The sequence below is a fragment of the Albibacillus kandeliae genome, assembly GCF_003116585.1.
Taxonomy (GTDB): domain Bacteria; phylum Pseudomonadota; class Alphaproteobacteria; order Rhodobacterales; family Rhodobacteraceae; genus Albibacillus; species Albibacillus kandeliae.
Map to the genome: position 1 here is coordinate 636,657 of NZ_QEHM01000003.1, position 18,442 is coordinate 655,098.

At 64.0% G+C, this 18,442-nt stretch carries 18 protein-coding genes; 8 read left to right on the forward strand and 10 right to left on the reverse strand.

The genetic code is table 11. From position 1 onward, the window contains the following. Positions 1 to 170: 170 nt before the first annotated feature. Genes DDT93_RS08940 through hslO form a run of 3 tightly spaced genes read right to left on the reverse strand, consistent with a single transcriptional unit; the run spans position 171 to position 2,897 of the window. Positions 171 to 1,325, reverse strand: a complete 1,155-nt coding sequence (locus DDT93_RS08940) for a CCA tRNA nucleotidyltransferase (protein ID WP_109465448.1) — start codon at positions 1,323 to 1,325, stop codon at positions 171 to 173. Beyond that, positions 1,322 to 1,918 (reverse strand): CoA pyrophosphatase, encoded by a 597-nt coding sequence (locus DDT93_RS08945; protein ID WP_232825403.1) that lies wholly within the window; start codon positions 1,916 to 1,918, stop codon positions 1,322 to 1,324. Before DDT93_RS08945 ends, DDT93_RS08940 begins: the two co-directional genes overlap by 4 nt. Next, complete coding sequence (hslO, locus tag DDT93_RS08950) at positions 1,911 to 2,897, reverse strand: Hsp33 family molecular chaperone HslO (protein ID WP_109465450.1); 987 nt, start codon at positions 2,895 to 2,897, stop codon at positions 1,911 to 1,913. Before hslO ends, DDT93_RS08945 begins: the two co-directional genes overlap by 8 nt. Before the next feature lie 77 nt (positions 2,898 to 2,974). On the opposite strand from hslO, the gene DDT93_RS08955 reads away from it, so the two are divergent. Beyond that, positions 2,975 to 3,418: an NUDIX hydrolase gene (locus DDT93_RS08955; protein WP_109465451.1), complete on the forward strand. Its 444-nt coding sequence runs from the start codon at positions 2,975 to 2,977 to the stop codon at positions 3,416 to 3,418. An 8-nt stretch (positions 3,419 to 3,426) separates the two neighbouring features. Here the strand turns inward: DDT93_RS08955 and DDT93_RS08960 are convergent, their stop codons facing one another. Next, on the reverse strand, positions 3,427 to 4,692 hold the full coding sequence (locus DDT93_RS08960) for a PP2C family protein-serine/threonine phosphatase (RefSeq protein ID WP_232825404.1): 1,266 nt from the start codon (positions 4,690 to 4,692) through the stop codon (positions 3,427 to 3,429). Between the two features lie 184 nt (positions 4,693 to 4,876). Between DDT93_RS08960 and DDT93_RS08965 the strand changes: the two genes are divergently transcribed. After that, on the forward strand, positions 4,877 to 5,218 hold the full coding sequence (locus DDT93_RS08965) for an Hpt domain-containing protein (protein ID WP_332872690.1): 342 nt from the start codon (positions 4,877 to 4,879) through the stop codon (positions 5,216 to 5,218). Between the two features lie 72 nt (positions 5,219 to 5,290). Further along, complete coding sequence (locus DDT93_RS08970) at positions 5,291 to 6,517, forward strand: argininosuccinate synthase (protein ID WP_109465453.1); 1,227 nt, start codon at positions 5,291 to 5,293, stop codon at positions 6,515 to 6,517. 157 nt (positions 6,518 to 6,674) lie between these two features. Here DDT93_RS08970 and DDT93_RS08975 read toward each other — a convergent pair whose 3' ends face one another. Both DDT93_RS08975 and DDT93_RS08980 read right to left on the reverse strand, forming a co-directional pair. Continuing rightward, complete coding sequence (locus DDT93_RS08975; protein ID WP_408607925.1) at positions 6,675 to 7,019, reverse strand: DUF7282 domain-containing protein; 345 nt, start codon at positions 7,017 to 7,019, stop codon at positions 6,675 to 6,677. Between the two features lie 169 nt (positions 7,020 to 7,188). Continuing rightward, complete coding sequence (locus DDT93_RS08980) at positions 7,189 to 7,905, reverse strand: sulfotransferase-like domain-containing protein (protein ID WP_109465455.1); 717 nt, start codon at positions 7,903 to 7,905, stop codon at positions 7,189 to 7,191. Positions 7,906 to 8,088: 183 nt separating this feature from the next. Here DDT93_RS08980 and DDT93_RS26465 point away from each other — a divergent pair, with 183 nt between their 5' ends. Next, positions 8,089 to 8,229, forward strand: a complete 141-nt coding sequence (locus DDT93_RS26465) for a hypothetical protein (protein ID WP_157960131.1) — start codon at positions 8,089 to 8,091, stop codon at positions 8,227 to 8,229. A gap of 11 nt (positions 8,230 to 8,240) precedes the next feature. Here the strand turns inward: DDT93_RS26465 and DDT93_RS08985 are convergent, their stop codons facing one another. Further along, entirely contained in the window at positions 8,241 to 10,496 is a 2,256-nt protein-coding gene (locus DDT93_RS08985; RefSeq protein ID WP_109465456.1) for an NADP-dependent malic enzyme, read from the reverse strand. 180 nt (positions 10,497 to 10,676) lie between these two features. On the opposite strand from DDT93_RS08985, the gene mutS reads away from it, so the two are divergent. Continuing rightward, entirely contained in the window at positions 10,677 to 13,295 is a 2,619-nt protein-coding gene (gene mutS / locus DDT93_RS08990; RefSeq protein WP_109465801.1) for a DNA mismatch repair protein MutS, read from the forward strand. Between the two features lie 32 nt (positions 13,296 to 13,327). On the opposite strand, the gene DDT93_RS08995 is transcribed toward mutS, so the two are convergent. Both DDT93_RS08995 and hrcA read right to left on the reverse strand, forming a co-directional pair. Further along, a complete protein-coding gene (locus DDT93_RS08995) occupies positions 13,328 to 13,891 on the reverse strand; it encodes a nucleotide exchange factor GrpE (RefSeq protein ID WP_109465457.1) in 564 nt (187 codons plus the stop codon). Positions 13,892 to 13,900: 9 nt separating this feature from the next. After that, the gene (gene hrcA, locus DDT93_RS09000) at positions 13,901 to 14,965 is read right to left on the reverse strand and encodes a heat-inducible transcriptional repressor HrcA (protein ID WP_109465458.1); all 1,065 of its coding nucleotides are present in this window, start codon (positions 14,963 to 14,965) and stop codon (positions 13,901 to 13,903) included. 114 nt (positions 14,966 to 15,079) lie between these two features. Here hrcA and rph point away from each other — a divergent pair, with 114 nt between their 5' ends. From rph to hemW, 3 genes are read left to right on the forward strand one after another with little or no spacing between them, the layout of a single operon-like run. Continuing rightward, positions 15,080 to 15,793 carry a ribonuclease PH gene (gene rph / locus DDT93_RS09005; RefSeq protein ID WP_109465459.1) on the forward strand — a complete coding sequence of 238 codons (714 nt, stop codon included), beginning with the start codon at positions 15,080 to 15,082 and terminating at the stop codon, positions 15,791 to 15,793. After that, positions 15,790 to 16,401, forward strand: coding sequence for an RdgB/HAM1 family non-canonical purine NTP pyrophosphatase (gene rdgB, locus DDT93_RS09010; RefSeq protein ID WP_109465460.1), 612 nt, complete (start codon positions 15,790 to 15,792; stop codon positions 16,399 to 16,401). The genes rph and rdgB overlap by 4 nt, the downstream gene beginning before the upstream one ends. Beyond that, positions 16,394 to 17,551: a radical SAM family heme chaperone HemW gene (gene hemW / locus DDT93_RS09015; protein WP_109465461.1), complete on the forward strand. Its 1,158-nt coding sequence runs from the start codon at positions 16,394 to 16,396 to the stop codon at positions 17,549 to 17,551. Before rdgB ends, hemW begins: the two co-directional genes overlap by 8 nt. Here the strand turns inward: hemW and DDT93_RS09020 are convergent. Next, positions 17,548 to 18,441, reverse strand: a complete 894-nt coding sequence (locus DDT93_RS09020; RefSeq protein WP_109465462.1) for a ParB/RepB/Spo0J family partition protein — start codon at positions 18,439 to 18,441, stop codon at positions 17,548 to 17,550. The genes hemW and DDT93_RS09020 overlap by 4 nt on opposite strands. Position 18,442 lies beyond the last annotated feature (1 nt).

The following is an 18,442-nucleotide window of genomic DNA, read 5'->3' on the forward strand; positions in this document are numbered from 1 at the left end:
TGGGTGACAGAAACCAAGCCACCGCGATACGGGTGGTCAGTTCAGATGAACCAGAGCCCGTAATACATTTGCATTCCTCCGACTGAGTTAGATGACAGGAGCGATAGCCGGGAAAATCCGTTTTGTCACCCCTCGAGGGCAAAAATTGTCAAACTGAGAGCGTGAAGTTTTTACGACGACAGCAAATCGTCGCGCGTCAGGGAGAAGCCGGAGGCGATCCATTTCGTCTCTAACTCGGACAGTTTCGCACCCAGAGCCTTGCCGCTGTAGGCAGGCATCAGGTCGGCGGCTTTGAGCGGAAATTCTGCGCCTGCCCCCGCCGCTGCGCGCTCCCACGCCGCAAGGTCCAGCGGCTGCTCAAAGATCGCGGCCCGCAGCAACAGGATATCGCGGGCTGAATCGACTCCCAGCCGGTAGCCGAGTTCGCTACCCGAAACACCCGAGCCGATGCCCTCGCGGAGGATGGCGACGCGCCCGGCGACAGCCTTGCTGAGGCGAAGGTTGGCGATGGCCTCGTCCCCGCCCAGCGCGGCGAGGCGACGGGGCGCATCGGGCAGCATCCCGTTCTGCTGTTCGAGGTGAACCAGCGGCGCCAACCCACGGTCATCGGCACCCGGCAGGACGTGGGACAGGACACCGGCGGACCGCATCCCCGCGACCGAGGGCGCCGGATCCGGTGCGGCGAGTAGTTTCAGGAACTCCCCCCCGATCCTCTCGCGCGAGACACGGTCGAGCCCGTCGAGATTGGCCGCGATTGCAGCCAGCGCATCTGGGTCCATCCCCTGAGCCTGGTCGCCATACCAGGCGTGAAACCGGAAATAGCGAAGCGACCGCAGGTAGTCCTCGCGGATCCGGGCTTCGGCATCGCCAATGAACCTGACGCGGCGGGCCTGCAGGTCGGGCAACCCGTTCAGCGGGTCGATCACGGTGCCATCCGCGCGGGCATAGAGGGCGTTCATGGTGAAATCGCGCCGCGCCGCGTCTTCCTCGACCCGGGTCGAAAAGGCAACAACCGCGCGGCGGCCATCGGTTTCCACGTCGCGCCGAAAGGTGGTGACCTCGTGCGGGATGCCACCCTTGACCAGCGTCACGGTTCCATGATCGAACCCAGTCGGGACCGCCTTGATCCCGGCGGCATTGGCAAGCCTCACGACCTCATGCGGCGTGGCATCGGTCGCGATGTCGATGTCGGAGGTTTCGGTTCCTAGCAGGGCGTTCCGCACGCAGCCCCCCACGAAGAGCGCCTGCGCGCCACCGGCAGAAATGGCACGGCAGACCGCCTGCGTGGCGGAATTGGTCAGCCAAGGTCCGGTGACGTGCGTCATTCCTCCATCCGTGCGGCCAGGGCCCGGAGCATCCGGGCGGTTGCGCCCCAGATATAATACGGACCCCAGGGCACGGTGAAGTAGTGGCGGCGCGTACCGCGCCAGCGACGGGACTGGATGGAATAATTCGATGTATCCAGCAGGTGAGACAACGGCACCGAGAAGACTTCCTCGACCTCGCTCTGCTGGGGAATGATCTCGAAGGGCCGCTCGACCATGGCAACCACCGGAGTCACCATGAAGCCGGTCACGGTCTCATGCGTCGGCATCTGCCCAAGGATCACCGAACGGTCTTCGGGCAGGCCGATCTCTTCGCTGGCCTCGCGCAGCGCGGCGGCGGCGACATCGGCGTCGCCCTCTTCGCGCTTGCCGCCGGGAAAGGCGATCTGACCGGGATGGTGCTTGAGCGCCGAGGACCGTTTGGTCAGCAGGACCTCGGGGCGCCCGCCATAGGTCGTCACCGCGATCAGCACCCCGGCCTCGCGCAGTTTGCGCCCCTCGGGCAACACGGTGCCGGGGTTCAGGTCAAAGTCGGACGACGCCCCGCCCGGCCGCGACAGGGCCGTGCCGAGCAGGTGCGCGATGTCATTCACTTGCGGGCTTCTCCGCATCGAAACCGACGGTGGCCGGATCGAGGTCGTAATGTGCGCCGCAGAACTGGCAGTCGGCGGTGACCCGGCCGTCGTCCGTGGTCATCTTCTCGATGTCCCGGGCCGAGTAGATCGACAGGCTCTGGCGCACGCGGTCCTCGGAACAGGTGCAGCCAAAGCGAACGGCCTGCGCATCGTAGACCCGCGGCCCTTCCTCGTGGAACAGGCGCACCAGCAGGTCGGTCGGCGGAACGATGGGCCCGATCAGCTCCAGCTCCTCGACGGTATCGAGCAGGATGTTCACCCGGTTCCAGTTCTCTTCTTCCTCACCCTCGACCAGATCGCTGGCCGTCAGAACATTGCCATTGCCCTCCTGCGTGGCCGCAAAGGGCGACGCCTTGGGCATGTGCTGGAGCATGATGCCCCCGGCGCGCCAGTGCTCGGGCTCGTCCGGGCCGGCCGACCGCCCGAAACTCAGCGAGAAGCGGGTGGGCAGCTGTTCGGACTGGGCGAAGTAAGCCTCGGCGCAATCGCTCAGCGTGGTTCCGGTCAGCGGGGTGATGCCCTGATAGGGCGCCGTCCCCTGCCCCTGGTCGATCATGATGGCAAAATAGCCTTCGCCGACCTGGTGCATCGGGACCGAGTCATTGACCCGCTCGGGATCAAAGCTTGCATAGGCCCTGATCCGCGCCGCCTCGCCCTCTTTCTGGGGGGCATAGTAGTCCGTTGCGATCATCCGCACCGCGCCCTTGGACTGGATCTGGAGCGACAGCTTCCAGCGCAGCTTGATCGTCTGGCCGATCAGAGCCGTCAGCAATGCCATCTCGGCCACAAGCGCCTCGACGGCGGGCGGGTAATCGTGCTGTTTCAGGATCCCGTCCAGCACGCCATCAAGCCGCGCGACACGACCACGCATGTTCGTCGCATCGAGCTGGAAGGGCAGGACGGTGTCGTCCCACGCAAGTTTTGGTCCAAAGGTCATGGGGTTTCCTTAAACGCCGTGTCTTGGCATACCGCCGCAATATAGGGTCAACAACCCGGGAATGAAGGGCCCCGCTCATGATCAGACGATTCGGCACCCCTCCTCAACAGGGGCGGACGTATACCCGCAGGCCGGGCGCATATGCAATTCTGCCCCTTGGCGACGGGCTTCTCGTCACCCGGCAGAGCGAACCGGAGCCCGAGATACAGCTGCCCGGTGGTGGGATCGACCCGGGCGAGTCCCCCCTCGCCGCGCTTCACCGGGAGGTCTACGAGGAAACCGGCTGGCTGATTTCGGCGCCTCGAAGGCTGGGTGCCTTCCGCCGGTTTGCCTACATGCCCGAATACGACCTCTGGGCCGAGAAGATCTGCAACATTTACGTTGCACGGCCCGTGCGTCAGGTTTCGGATCCGCGTGAACCCGGTCATATCGCGATGCACTTGCCGATTGACGCCGCTCTGGCCGAGCTGGGCAACCCCGGCGACCGCCATTTCGTCGCGCAGTTCACCGGCTGGGTCTGAGGGCCGGGTCAGCCGCCATACTCGAACAGGGTTGCAGAGACATCGTCCTGCAACCCGGTCTCCGGGTCCATCGACTGCGTCAGGTTCCAGAACAGATCATCCAGCAGCTCCTGCCCGGTCTGACCGGGCTCGCAGGCCGAAAGCAGGCGCAGCAACCCGTCGGTATCGAGCATGCGACCATCCGCCAGGCGGCACTCGGTGAAACCGTCGGAATAGAACAACAGGCGATCGCCCGGCCTGAGCCTCAGATCGCATTGGGCAAAACCTGCATCGGTCAACAGGCCCACCGGCAACCCGCCCTGCCCCACGAATTCCACCGCGCCGTCCGCCCGCAGCAGCAGCGGGTGCGGATGACCAGCCTGCACCAGTTGCAGATGGCCATCGGTCAGGTCCACCGTGGCATAGGCCAGGGTGAAATACTCGTCGATGCCGGTATCGGCGAGCTGCCGGACATTCAGGAGACGCGCCACTTCGGCCGGAGGGCGGAGGGCAAAGCTGCCGTCGGGCTGCCACGCGAGAGCGAGGTTCTGATCGAAGTAACTGGGGCTCAGGTAGCCACCCAGCCTCGCCGTCATCATGGCCGAGGTGATCCCGTGGCCCGACACGTCGATGGCGTAGAAGGCCACCCGGTCCGGCGCGGGGGAGAACATGCCGACGAGATCGCCGCCGATGTGCCCGCAGGGTTTCAGTAGCAGGCTGACCCGGGATCGGCCAAAGGAGCGCGACAGTTCAGGCACCATCGACTGCTGGATCTTGCGGGCCTGCATCAGGTCACGGTCGATCGAGTCATAGGCCGCCTGCAGCTTGTGAAGCGTGTCGCCGATGACCCTGTTCTTCTCGGAGACTTCGCGCTGCATGGCAAGCAGACGGTCCCCGGCCCTGATCCGCGCCCGAAGTTCCCCCGGATTGACCGGCTTGGTCAGAAAATCATCGGCTCCGGCGTCCAGCCCACGGGCGACCTCGACCTTCTCGCTCTTCGAGGTCAGCAGGATGAAATAGCCATACTCCTCGCCCGTCAGGTCGCGGAAGGCCCGGCAGAATTCCAGCCCGTCGAGACCGGGCATCATCCAGTCGCTCAGCACGAGGTCGGGGCGCATGGTCCGGCACAGCTCGATCGCGCTGTCGCCATTGGCTGCCTCGATCACGGTGTAGCCCCATTTTCGAAGAAACCCCGAGAGAATGCGCCGCTGCAACAGGCTGTCATCCACCACCAGAACGCGCTGGATAGACCCTGCTTCCGGGCGGTCAGGGAGGGATGACACGATCTTTGGCACTGTGACGGGCCTTTTTGGGTTACCGGTCGGCATTGGGTTCGGACTATTGGGGTGCGTCCGTTAAGATCATGTAAAACAGACAATTTTCCGTATTCACATGCATCTTTTAACCCGGCAGTAACCTCCCGGCAGGCAACATCATTGACACCCAACCCATCTGTTCTCGGCGGAGGAGCGATGAGAGATGTCCGGCATGATCGCGTGGTCTCGGGTGAACGAGTTGCGCGAAGAGATCGGGAATGAGGATTTTGACGAAGTGGTCGCGCTGTTACTGCGCGAGGTCGAGGAGGTGATCGGGCGTCTGCGGGACGCGCCGGAGATTGAACGCATGGAGGCCGACCTGCATTTCGTGAAGGGCAGCGCCCTGAACCTTGGGTTCCGGTCCCTTGCGGAGCTTTGCGACCTCGGGGAACGCCAATGCGCCGCCGGCGCGGCCAATGAAGTTCGGCTGGAGGAGATCATCGGGGCCTATGAGCGCTCCAAAACCCGCTTTCAGAGCGAAATGCCCCGTTTTCTCGGGTCCTGAGCCCGGGGGCTGCCCTTGCCCCGGCGCGGAAAAACGGCTACGCCCCAGCCGGTCTGAGAAAGAGGATTTTCCATGTCCGCGCCCAAGAAAGTCGTGCTGGCCTATTCCGGCGGCCTCGATACGTCGATCATCCTGAAATGGCTGCAAACCGAATACGGTTGCGAGGTCGTCACCTTTACCGCCGATCTCGGCCAGGGCGAGGAGCTGGAACCGGCGCGCCAGAAGGCCGAGCTGCTGGGCATCAAGCCCGAGAACATCTACATCGAGGATGTCCGCGAAGAGTTCGTGCGCGACTTCGTTTTCCCGATGTTCCGCGCCAACGCGCTGTACGAGGGCCTGTACCTGCTGGGCACCTCGATTGCGCGTCCGCTGATCTCCAAGCGTCTTGTCGAGATCGCCGCCGAGACCGGGGCCGACGCCGTCGCCCACGGTGCGACCGGCAAGGGCAACGACCAGGTGCGTTTCGAACTGGCCGCCTATGCGCTGAACCCCGATATCAAGGTGATCGCGCCCTGGCGGCTGTGGGACCTGACCTCGCGGACCAAGCTGCTGGAGTTCGCCGAGCAGAACCAGATCCCCGTTGCGAAAAACAAGCGTGGCGAAGCGCCCTTCTCGGTTGACGCGAACCTTCTGCACACTTCCTCCGAGGGCCGCGTGCTGGAAAACCCGGCCGAGGAAGCGCCCGACTACGTGCTGCAGCGCATCACCAAGCCCGAGGATGCCCCGGACGCGCCCGAGTTCGTCGAGGTCACCTTTGAAAAGGGTGACGCGGTGGCGATCAACGGCGAGGCCATGTCGCCCGCCACGATCCTGACCAAGCTGAACGAGCTGGGCTCCAAGCATGGCGTCGGCATCCTCGACCTGGTCGAGAACCGCTTCGTCGGCATGAAGTCCCGCGGTCTGTACGAGACCCCCGGCGGCACCATCCTGCTGGAAGCGCACCGCGGCATCGAGCAGATCACGCTCGATTCCGGTGCCGGCCACCTCAAGGATTCGATCATGCCGCGCTATGCCGAGCTGATCTACAACGGATTCTGGTTCAGCCCCGAGCGCGAGATGCTGCAGGCGCTGATCGACAAGAGCCAGGAGCACGTCTCTGGCACGGTCAAGCTCAAGCTCTACAAGGGTTCGGTGCGTACCGTGGCCCGCTGGTCCGATCACTCGCTCTATTCCGAGGCGCACGTGACCTTCGAAGAAGACGCAGGCGCTTACAATCAGGAAGACGCCAAGGGCTTCATCCAGCTGAATGCGCTGCGGCTCAAGCTGCTGGCCGCGCGCGACCGTCGCCTGAAGGGCTGAACTCGCTCTGAAATTTGAGAAAGGCCCGGTGGTTCGATGAGCTGCCGGGTCTTTTTCGTATCTGCGCCGGGCCAGACCGGTTTCCCGCAATAAACTGGGCGGCCCCGATCTCCGAGACCGCCCTACTCTTCACCCCCGATCACTCGCTAAACCGAAATCAATCCGCCGTGATGGTCTGCATCACCAGCGATCCGCCGGGCTTGATCGGGCCGTCTTCGGTAGCGCCCAGCGTGTATTCGAAGACACCGGTTTTCATGCCGCCTGCTTCGGAATGGATCATCAGCATCAGCATGTCGCCGGGCTGGACGTCTTCCTGCAGCAGCGCCGCCACGTCTATGTTCTCGCCCGCGCGCAAGGGCGCATAGCCGACCACCGGGCCCGGTTTGCCGCTGGCGTCGGTACGGTGGACAACCATCCAGCCGTTTTCCTGCGCGACGATCTTTGACGCCGACACCACGCCGTTGGACACATCCTGATCCATGGCCTCGACCATGGGATCCATACCCTCGGCCCAGGCCGAAGACGCCACACAAGCCGCGGCCGCGGCGACGATAACCAGTCTCATTCCCAATCTCCCTGTCTGATCAATCGCTCCTTGGGCCGGGCGCCATGAGCGCCCGGACAGAGAAGTCACGCTGGATCGGTCAGGAAAGTTTCAGGCCCGAGAAAATTTAGGTGAGCCGGTGGACGTAGAGCTTTTCATAGTGCGGCATGGCTTCCTCGGTCAGGCGGGCAAGCGCGCCGTCAAGCTCGGGGAGCGCGCCCTCCGGTCCCGCAAAGCCGGTCGAGTCATGCACGGCCCCGTACCAATGCGCAGCCCAGATGCCATCATCGGGATGGCCGCCCTTCTTCCACGAGAGCATCGCCGGATCCCATGCGAGGCCAAGGCGGTCGCACAACTTGCGCAGCATGTCCTCCGGGTTGCGGCGGATATCGGCACTGTCGATGATCACCGGCTCATCGCCACTGGCCACGATCTGCTCGTAAAGCTCGGTCTGCTGGGAAAACCCGATGTCCGAGAGCGTGGGCGCGTCGTACTTGGCCGAGAAGCTCGCAACCACGCGGGCGGGATGGCGCAGAAGGAAGACGTTGGTGACCTCTCCCATCCAGTCACGTGGAACCTCCGGGATCATGTGCTGGGTCATGTGCTTCTGATAGAAATGCGGCTTTTCCCCCGGAATAGAGCCTGTCAGAGCTTCCGCCACGGCCGCTGCATCCTGAGATTGCGAGGCGAGGATCTGGTCGCGCATCGGGTGGTCAAGCCCGGTCGCCGCGAGGTAGGCGGCGTAGAAGGGTTCATCCACAACTGCGAAATCCTCGCGGTTGCCGAAGGAGTACATCATTGCCGTGCTGAGGTTCCTCGGCCCCGACCACATCGCTATCCGCATCAGGCAGCTTTCCTCTCGTCGATCCAAACGGTTCCGGCGCCGCGCGCCGTGTTTCGCCGCACGCTAGGCGCAGCGACGGCCAAGGCCAAGTGGTAACGAAAGTCACCAGTGCGTGACGCAGATGCCTGGAGGCTTGCCCGCCACGGGAAACAGCGTAACCGTCAAAGGGAAAGGAGTACGGCCATGTTGACGATGAACACCTTCAAACCGATCCTGCTAGGCGTTCTGATCGTGACCGCTTTTGCGATCCGGTGCCACGACGGGCATCACGGCAATCTCGCAAACTGCGCCACCTGCCAGCCGGCCACGATCGAGGCCGGCTGACCGAGGAGCGCTCAGCCGATCTTGCAGGACGCGAAGATCGCCATGTTCAGGATGTCGTTCGCCGTGGATCCGGTCGAACAGATCTGGATCGGCTTGTCGACGCCGGTGAGGATCGGGCCGATCACCGTTGCACCGGCCATTTCCTGCATCAGCTTGACCGAGATGCTGGCCGAGTGCCGCGCCGGAACCACGAGAATGTTCGCCGGGCCGGTCAGACGGCAGAAGGGATAGGCCGCCTGCGCCTTGGTGTTCAGGGCCACATCCACCGTCATTTCGCCTTCGAACTCGAAATCGACGCCGCGCTCTTCCAGAACCAGCGGCGCGTGGTGCATCTTTTCGGCGCGCTCCGAGATCGGGTAACCGAAGGTCGAGAAGCTGACGAAGGCGACACGGGGCTCGAGCCCCATGTGGCGCGCGACGTCGGCTGATTTCTCGGCGATGGTCGCGAGGTCCTGATCGTCGGGCCATTCGTGGACCAATGTGTCACTGATCAGGACAATTCGACCCTTGTAGAGCAGTGCCGTCACCCCGACCGCGCCATGTGCGGCATCGGCATCGAAGACATGATTGATCCGCTCCAGCGCGTGCGCCGACTTGCGTGTCGCGCCGGTGATCATGCCGTCGCCGTGGCCGTGGGCCAGCATCAGGGCCGCGAACACATGGCGGTCGCGCGCCGCGAGCCGGTGGATGTCCTGCGCGTCAAAGCCCCTGCGATTGAGCCGGTTGTAGAGAAAGTCCTTGTAGGTCGACAGATGCGCGGTGTTTGCCGCGTTGACGACTTCCAGCTCCGACACCGCGTCGCCCAGACCCGCCTTTTCAAGCTTGGCCTTCACGTCGTCCGCACGGCCGACCACCAGGGCCTTGCCGAGGCCCGAGCGCTGATACATCACCGCCGCCCGCAGAACGCGCGGATCGTCGCCCTCGGCAAAGATCATCCGCGCCTGCGCCGCACGGGCGCGCGCATTCAGACCCCGCAGGATGCTGGCCGTCGGATCCATCCGGCTCTTCAGGTTCAGTTCGTAGGCGTCCATGTCGATGATCGGACGCCGTGCCGCGCCGGTATCCATCCCCGCTCTGGCCACGGCCGGCGGGATCCGGTGGATCAGGCGCGGGTCGAACGGCGTGGGGATGATGTAGTCACGGCCAAAGCTCAGCGATTTACCATAGGCCAGCGCAACCTCGTCCGGCACATCCTCGCGCGCGAGTTCGGCCAGCGCCTCGGCGCAGGCGATCTTCATCTCGTCGTTGATGGCGCGCGCATGAATGTCGAGCGCGCCGCGGAAGAGATAGGGAAAGCCGAGAACGTTGTTTACCTGATTCGGGTAGTCGCTGCGCCCGGTCGCGACGATCGCGTCGGGCCGCACTTCGTGCGCCTCCTCGGGCGTGATCTCGGGATCGGGGTTCGCCATCGCAAAGATCACCGGGTTCTCGGCCATGCTCTGAACCATCGCGGGCGTCACCGCCCCCTTGACCGACACGCCAAGGAAGACGTCCGCGCCCTTCATCGCCTCTTCGAGGGTCCGCAGCTTGGTGCTGATCGCGTGGGCCGACTTCCACTGGTTCATGCCGTCGGTCCGGCCCTGGTAGATCACGCCCTTGGTATCGCAGACGACACAGTTCTCGTGCCGCGCGCCCATACGCTTGAGCAGTTCGATGCAGGCGATCCCGGCGGCACCGGCGCCGTTCAGGACGATCTTCACATCCTCGATCTTCTTGCCCGAGATATGCAGCGCGTTGATCAGACCGGCGGCGCAGATCACGGCGGTTCCGTGCTGGTCATCGTGGAAGACGGGGATATCCATCTCTTCCTTGAGCCGCTGCTCGATGATGAAGCACTCGGGCGCCTTGATGTCCTCGAGGTTGATGCCGCCAAAGGTCGGGCCCATCAGCTTGACCGCCTGGCAGAAGGCATCCGGATCCTCGGTGTCGAGTTCGATGTCGATGGAGTTCACGTCGGCGAAGCGCTTGAACAGAACCGCCTTGCCTTCCATCACCGGCTTGGACCCGAGCGCGCCAAGGTTGCCCAGACCCAGAACGGCGGTCCCGTTCGAGATCACCGCGACGAGGTTGCCCTTGTTGGTGTAGTCGTAGGCCATCTCGGGGTTTTCCGCGATGGCTTCGCAGGGCACCGCCACGCCGGGCGAATAGGCAAGGCTCAGATCGCGCTGGGTGGTCATCGGGACCGTGGCGCGTACCTCGAACTTGCCCGGGCTCGGCTCCAGGTGGAAGGCAAGCGCCTCTTCCGGCGTGATTTTCGACTTGGACATTTATGGCCCCTCCTCGCAGGTAGGCGCGGTCTTATCCCAGCATGCGCAAAGCCTCAATCTCTTTAGGGAATCGGCATGGTTTTCGCCTTTCGTCCCCGCCGGGGGATTTGTAAGGTCGCCTCTGATCCGAAAGACATGAACCGCAAGGCTCGGGGGACCATCTTGTCAAACGTCACGCCGATGATGGCGCAATACCTTGAAATCAAGGACGCGCATAAGGACGCATTGCTGTTCTACCGGATGGGCGACTTCTACGAGATGTTCTTCGAGGATGCCGTCGCCGCCTCCGAAGCGCTCGACATCGCGCTCACCAAGCGCGGCAAGCATGATGGCGACGATATCCCGATGTGCGGCGTTCCGGTGCATGCCGCCGAGGGCTACCTGCTGACGCTGATCCGCAAGGGATTCCGCGTTGCCGTCTGCGAACAGATGGAGAGCCCTGCCGAGGCCAAGAAGCGCGGGCACAAGTCCGTCGTCCGGCGCGACGTGGTCCGGCTTGTCACGCCCGGCACCCTCACCGAAGACGCGCTGCTGGAGGCCCGCCGGCACAACTTTCTGGCCGCATTCGCCCGTATCAGAGACGAATCCGCGCTGGCCTGGGCCGATATTTCGACTGGCGCGTTCCATGTCATGCTGTTGCCTGAGGTGCGGCTTGGCCCCGAGCTCGCCCGGCTTGCCCCCTCCGAGCTGATCGCTGTGGACGGGCCTGATGCGCCTTATGGGCTGGCCGAAGATCTTGGCATTGCGCTCACCCCGCTTGGCCGCTCCAGTTTCGACAGCACCGCGGCGGAAAAGAAGCTGTGCGATCTCTTTGGTGTCTCCACGCTCGATGCCTTCGGTGCCTTCGAACGCGCCGAGATCTCGGCGATGGGCGCGGTGATCGACTATCTGGAGATCACGCAGAAAGGCAAATTGCCCCTTTTGCAGACACCGGTGCGTGATGCGCAGGAACGCGTGGTGCAGATCGACGCCGCAACCCGGCGCAACCTCGAACTGACGCGCAGCCTGAACGGCGGGCGCGAAGGGTCGCTGCTCTCGGCCATCGACCGCACGGTAACTCCCGGGGGGGCGCGCCTGCTGGATCAGCGGGTGTCGAGCCCTTCGCGCGATCTTGGAACCATTCAGAATCGCCTTGCCGCCATCGAATTCGCCATCGAACAATCTCGCCTTGCCGCCGACCTGCGCGACGCGCTGAAAAAGACCCCGGACCTTGACCGCGCCTTGTCACGGCTCGCGCTCGATCGGGGCGGCCCCCGCGATCTTGCTTCTATCCGGACCGGGTTGGAACAGGCACAGGCGATCTCCGACCTGGTCTCGAACAGCGAGGCACCCGATCTGATCGCGCGGGCCGCGCTCGACCTCGTGGGTTTTGACGACCTTACCGCCCTGCTCGACACCGCGCTTGTCGCGGATCCCCCGCTGCTGACCCGCGATGGCGGTTTCATTGCCCGCGGGTTCGACTCGGACCTGGATGAAGCCGTGGCGCTCAGGGACGAGGGCCGGTCTGTCATCGCGGGGATGCAGCAGCAGTACATCAAGCATACCGGCATCACCTCGCTTAAGATCAAGCACAACAACGTGCTGGGGTACTTCATCGAGACCACCTCGACGCATGCGGACAAGATGCTCTCGGCGCCCCTGTCAGAGACCTATATCCACCGTCAGACCACGGCGAACCAGGTACGGTTCACCACGGTCGAACTGAGCGAGATGGAAACCAAGATCCTGAACGCAGGGAACCGGGCGCTGGAGCTTGAAAAACGGCTCTATGACGGGCTGAAAGGCTCTGTTCTTGAGGTTGCGGCCCGGATCGGCACCGCCGCCCGCGCCCTGGCCGAAATCGACCTGACCACCGCGCTGGCCGACCTCGCCCGCGCCGAGGACTGGTGCAAGCCGGAAGTCGACAACTCACGTGCCTTCCGGATCGAAGGAGGACGTCACCCGGTGGTGGAACGGGCCCTGCGGCGCGAGGGGGAAAGCTTCGTTGCCAATGATTGCGACCTGTCGGCGACGGATGGCGCGGCGGTCTGGTTGCTGACCGGTCCGAACATGGCCGGTAAATCGACCTTCCTGCGCCAGAACGCCCTGATTGCCCTGCTGGCGCAAATGGGTAGCTACGTTCCCGCCGAGCAGGCCCGGATCGGATTGGTGAGCCAGTTGTTCAGCCGCGTCGGCGCCTCGGACGACCTTGCTCGGGGCCGCTCGACCTTCATGGTCGAAATGGTCGAGACCGCTGCGATCCTGAATCAGGCGGACGACCGGGCGCTGGTCATCCTCGACGAGATCGGCCGGGGCACCGCAACCTATGACGGCCTTTCGATCGCCTGGGCGACATTGGAACACCTGCACGAGACCAATCGGGCGCGGGCCCTGTTCGCGACCCACTACCACGAGTTGACCGCGCTTGCCGGGAAGCTGGCGGGTGTCGAGAACGCGACCGTCGCGGTGAAGGAGTGGGAAGGCGAAGTGATCTTCCTGCACGAGGTGCGCAAAGGCGCGGCCGACCGATCTTACGGGGTTCAGGTCGCTCAGCTTGCCGGGTTGCCGAAATCGGTGGTCGCCCGGGCCCGCGTCGTGCTCGACGCGCTGGAACAGGGTGAACGCGAAGGCGGGGCCCGGCCCAAGGCGCTGATCGACGATCTGCCGCTGTTTGCCGCCGCACCGCCGCCGGCGCCGCGTCCTGTCAAAGCCGAGCCTTCGCCCGCGCTCGACCTGCTGCAGGGTCTGCATCCCGACGAGATGACCCCGCGCGAGGCGCTGGACGCCCTCTATAAACTGAAAGAGGCGGTCAAAACCTGACCGCCCCTTCCATCTGTTTCCCGTGAAACGTCTTAGCTGGCCGGCATCGACGAAACACCGACCTGCGCCGGGCGCAGCAGCCGGTCGAACAGCAGGAAGCCCTCTGCGGCCACCTGAATGATGTCGCCCGCCTTGGTTCCGGGAACCGGCGCCTCGAACATCGCCTGATGCAGTTTCGGGTCAAAGCGGTCACCGACCTCGGGCGCGATGATCTCGATCCCGTGCTTGGTGAACACGTTCTGCAGCTCGCGCATGGTCAGTTCCACGCCCTCGATCAGGGCAGCCGAAACTTCCTTCTGCTCGTCGCTGGCCGCTTCGAGCGCGCGCTTCATGTTGTCGTAGACCGGGAGCATGTCGCGCACCAGCTTGGACCCGCCATAGCGCTCGGCCTCGCGGCGGTCCTTCTCGGACCGCTTGCGCGCGTTCTCGGCATCCGCCAGCGCCCGCATGAAACGGTCCTTCAGCTCGTCACGTTCGGCCCGCAGCGCGTCGAGTTCCGCGGCTTCGGGGTCGATCTCGGTCATGTCTTCGGCATATTCCTCGGCCTCGGCATTGGCCAGGTCATCCAGAAAGTCGTCATTCTTCGGCTCTGCCATTCTTCACCTCTAACTCCGGTCGGAAACGAGCCGCCCCAGCAGCTGCGCCGTGTAATCCACGATTGGCACGATCCGTCCGTAATTCAGGCGGGTCGGCCCAATCACCCCGACCGCGCCAATGATCTTTCGGTCAGCGTTCATATAAGGAGAGACCACCAGAGAGGAACCCGAAAGTGAGAAAAGTTTGTTCTCCGAGCCTATAAAAATGCGCACTCCGTCGCCTTCTTCGGCGAGTTCGAGAAATTCGGCAATGTCACGCTTACGCTCGAGGTCATCGAACAGCGACCGGATGCGTTCCAGCTCCTGATCGGGCTCCGACGGGGTCAGCAGATTCGCCCTGCCCCGCACGATCAGCCGCGCGGCATCCCCGCTGCTGCCTTCCCAGACGGCCAGCCCGCTCTCGACCATGTCCTGTGCCAGCTGGTCGATTTCCTGCCGCCGGTTCTGGATCTCGGTCTGGATCACTTCGCGCACTTCCGAGAGCGTCTTGCCCTCGATCAGCGCGTTCAGGAAGTTTGCGGCCTCGCGCATCGAGCTGGGCGTCTGGCCCGGCGGTGGCGAGAACAGGCGGTTTTCCACGTGCCCGTCCGAGAACACGAGGACGACCAGCGCCTTGGCCTGATTCAGCGAGACGAACTCGATATGCTTGATCGCCGCCTCGCGTTTCGGGGTCAGCACCAGCGACGCGCCCTGAGTCACGCCTGACAGAGCCGATCCGATCCGGTCCAGAGCCGTTTCGACGTCCTGCGTGTTGCTGGACAGGGTCGCGTCGATCTTCATGCGGTCGGACTCGTCGAGGTCGCCGATTTCCAGCAGCCCGTCCACGAACATCCGCAGACCCAGCTGGGTCGGGATCCGGCCCGCGCTCACATGCGGACTGTCGAGCAGGCCGAGATATTCGAGGTCCTGCATGACGTTGCGGATCGTCGCGGCGCTGATCTTTTCGCTGAGGGTTCGGGTCAGGGTCCGGCTGCCGACGGGATCGCCACTGAGCAGGTACTGTTCGACCACCGACCGGAACACCTCTCGGGACCGGTCGTTCATCTCCTCCAGCATCTTGGCGGCGTCGGTCATGCTCGTCATCCTCGGACCGAAATGTAATAAAGGGGCTCTGAAGGTAAAGGTCAATCGCACTTGCATCAGCCGCGCCGCGGGCGGTATCCCGTGCGGAAACACAAGGGAATAGAGATGCGACCGTCAGGAAGAGAATTGAACCAGATGCGCCCCGTTTCCATCGAAACGGGCTTTACCAAACATGCCGAAGGGTCGTGTCTGATCAAGGTGGGTGACACCCATGTGCTGTGCACCGCCACCATCGAGGACCGGGTTCCGCCGTTCATCAAGGGGTCCGGCCTGGGCTGGGTCACCGCCGAATACGGCATGCTGCCCCGCGCCACCAACACCCGGATGCGCCGCGAGGCGGCCTCGGGCAAACAGGGTGGCCGTACCGTCGAGATCCAACGCCTGATCGGGCGCGCCCTGCGCGCCGGTGTAGACCGGGTGGCCTTGGGCGAACGCCAGATCACCGTGGATTGCGACGTGCTGCAGGCCGATGGCGGCACCCGCTGTGCCTCGATCACCGGCGGCTGGATTGCGCTGCGCCTTGCCGTCAACAAGCTGATGAAGGCCGGCGACGTGATCAGCGATCCGCTGGTGGATCCGGTGGCCGCAGTGTCCTGCGGTATCTATGCCGGGCAACCGGTCCTGGACCTCGACTACCCCGAGGACAGCGAGGCCGGTGTCGACGGCAACTTCATCATGACCGGATCCGGCAAGCTGATCGAAGTGCAGATGTCGGCAGAGGGCTCTGTCTTCTCCCGCGAGCAGATGACAAGCCTGCTCGACCTCGCCCAGAAAGGCGTGGACGAACTGGTCGCCGCTCAGAAGGCCGCAACGGCATGACGCGCAAGTTCACTGGCGACCAGATTCTGGTCGCCACCCACAACAAGGGCAAGCTGGCCGAGATGAAGGAGCTTCTGGCGCCTTTCGGGGTCAGCGTTGTCGGCGCGGCCGAGATGAACCTGCCCGAGCCGGAAGAGACCGAAACGACCTTTGTCGGCAATGCACGGATCAAGGCCCACGCCGCCGCCAAGGCGACCGGGCTCCCTGCCCTTTCGGACGATTCCGGCATCGAGATCGACGCGCTGGACGGCGCGCCCGGTGTCTATACCGCCGATTGGGCAGAAACGCCCAACGGGCGCGACTTTGTCATGGCGATGGAACGGGCCAACCGCGAGCTTGAAGAGAAGAATGCGCCGCATCCGCGCACCGCGCGCTTCTGCTGTACGCTCGTCCTGGCATGGCCGGATGGACATGACGAGGTCTTTCCCGGGGTCATGCCCGGCCATGTGACCTGGCCCATGCGCGGCAATAACGGGCACGGCTATGACCCGATCTTCGTCCCCGAAGGGTTCGAGATCACCTTTGCCGAGATGGATCCGGCCGAGAAGAACAAGATCAGCCACCGCGCCGATGCGGTCGCCAAGCTGGTGAAGGGCTGTTTTGAGTGAGGACTGGCGGCAGGGAGGTTTCGGCCTCTACGTGCACTGGCCCTTCTGTGCCGCCAAGTGCCCCTATTGCGACTTCAACAGCCACGTCGCCCGCACCATCGACCACGCGGCTTGGCGCAATGCCTACGCGCATGAACTCGAACGCTCGGCCGCCGAAACGCCCGGCCGCGTTCTGAACGCCATCTTCTTCGGTGGCGGTACCCCCAGCCTGATGGAACCCGAGGCCGTTGCCGCCGTGATCGAGGCGGCGGGACGGTACTGGACGCTGGCCAACGATCTTGAAGTGACACTTGAAGCGAACCCCGGCTCTGTCGAGGCAGGACGCTTTGCCGCCTATCGCGATGCAGGCGTCAACAGGGTCTCCATGGGCATTCAGGCTCTGAATGATCGTGATCTGGCCCGGTTGGGCCGCATTCACTCGGTCGCCGAAGCCCGGGCTGCCTTTGATATCGCGCGGAACTGCTTTGACCGGGTCAGCTTCGATCTGATCTATGCGCGGCAGGATCAGACCCTCGCCGACTGGCAGGCCGAGCTGACCGAGGCCCTGAGCATGGCAATCGACCACATCTCGCTCTACCAGCTGACCATCGAGCAGGGCACGGCGTTTGGCGACCGCTACAACGCCGGCAAGCTGCGCGGCCTTCCACATGATGATCTGGCCGCCGACATGTATGATGCGACGCAGGACATCTGCGGGGCGCACGGCATGTCCCGCTACGAGGTGTCGAACCACTCCCGCCCCGGATCGGAATCCCGGCACAACCTGATCTACTGGCACTATGGCGATTACATCGGGATCGGCCCCGGGGCGCATGGCCGTCTGACTGTGGGCGGAAATCGCTACGCCACCGAGGCCCCGCGAAACCCGCAGGCCTGGCTCGATGCCGTTCGGAAGGCCTCGGGAGAGTCCGAACGCACTGCGCTCAGCGGGATCGAACAGGCGCAGGAGTTCCTGATGATGGGTCTGCGTCTGGTTGAAGGGGTTGATCCGGAGAGGTTTGCCGCCCTGGCAGGCTATCCCCTGCCCGCCAAGGCCGTTTCCGAGTTGCAGGACCTCGGCATGCTGAATGTCGGAAAAACCAACATTTCAGTTACGGATCAAGGATTTAACGTCCTGAACGCGGTATTGGGCGCCCTGCTGGCAGACTAGTGTCCGCCGCTCAGAACGCGGCAAATCTCGTCAAGTTGGTCGAGGTTCTCATACTGGATCAAAATTCGGCCCCGCTCTCCGCCAGGTTCATGCGAGATGGTCACGCGCATCCCGAGATTTGCCGACAGATCGCCCTCGAGCGCGCGGGTGTCGGCGTCCTTGTCCTCGTAGGACTTGGGCGCCTTGCTGCGCTCGCGCGGCTCCGCATCCGACTTCTTGACCAGCGCCTCGGTCTCGCGCACCGACAGGCCTTCGCGGATGATCTTCTTCGCGAGCTCCGACGCGTTCTCGGAGGTGACAAGCGCGCGGGCATGACCCGCGGACAGCTGGCCCTCGCGCAGGAACTCCAGAACATCCTCGGGCAGGTTCAGCAGCCTCAGGAGGTTGGCAATATGGCTGCGGCTCTTGCCGAGCGCCTCGGCCAGCTTTTCCTGCGTGTGGCCGAACCGGTCCATCAGCTGACGATAGCCAGCCGCCTCCTCCACCGCGTTCAGGTCGGCCCGCTGGATGTTCTCGATGATCGCGACCTCGAGCACCTCGGTGTCGTCGAAATCGCGCACGATCACCGGTACCTCGTGCAGCTGCGCCTGCTGCGCCGCACGCCAGCGACGTTCACCTGCGACGATCTCGAAGTTGCCGCCTGCGACCTCGCGGACGATGAGGGGCTGGATGATCCCCTTTTCCTTCACCGAACTTGCGAGTTCGTCCAGCGCCTCCTTCGAAAAGCGGCGGCGCGGCTGATCCGGGTTCGGAACGACGCGCTCGATCGGCACCGTCAGGTCAGGCCGCCGCGGCGCCGCCGGATTTACCCGATCTTCGGCTGTGGTCACATCCGCCATCAATGCCGATAGGCCGCGCCCCAGGCCGCGTGGTTTTGCCTTCTTGTCCATG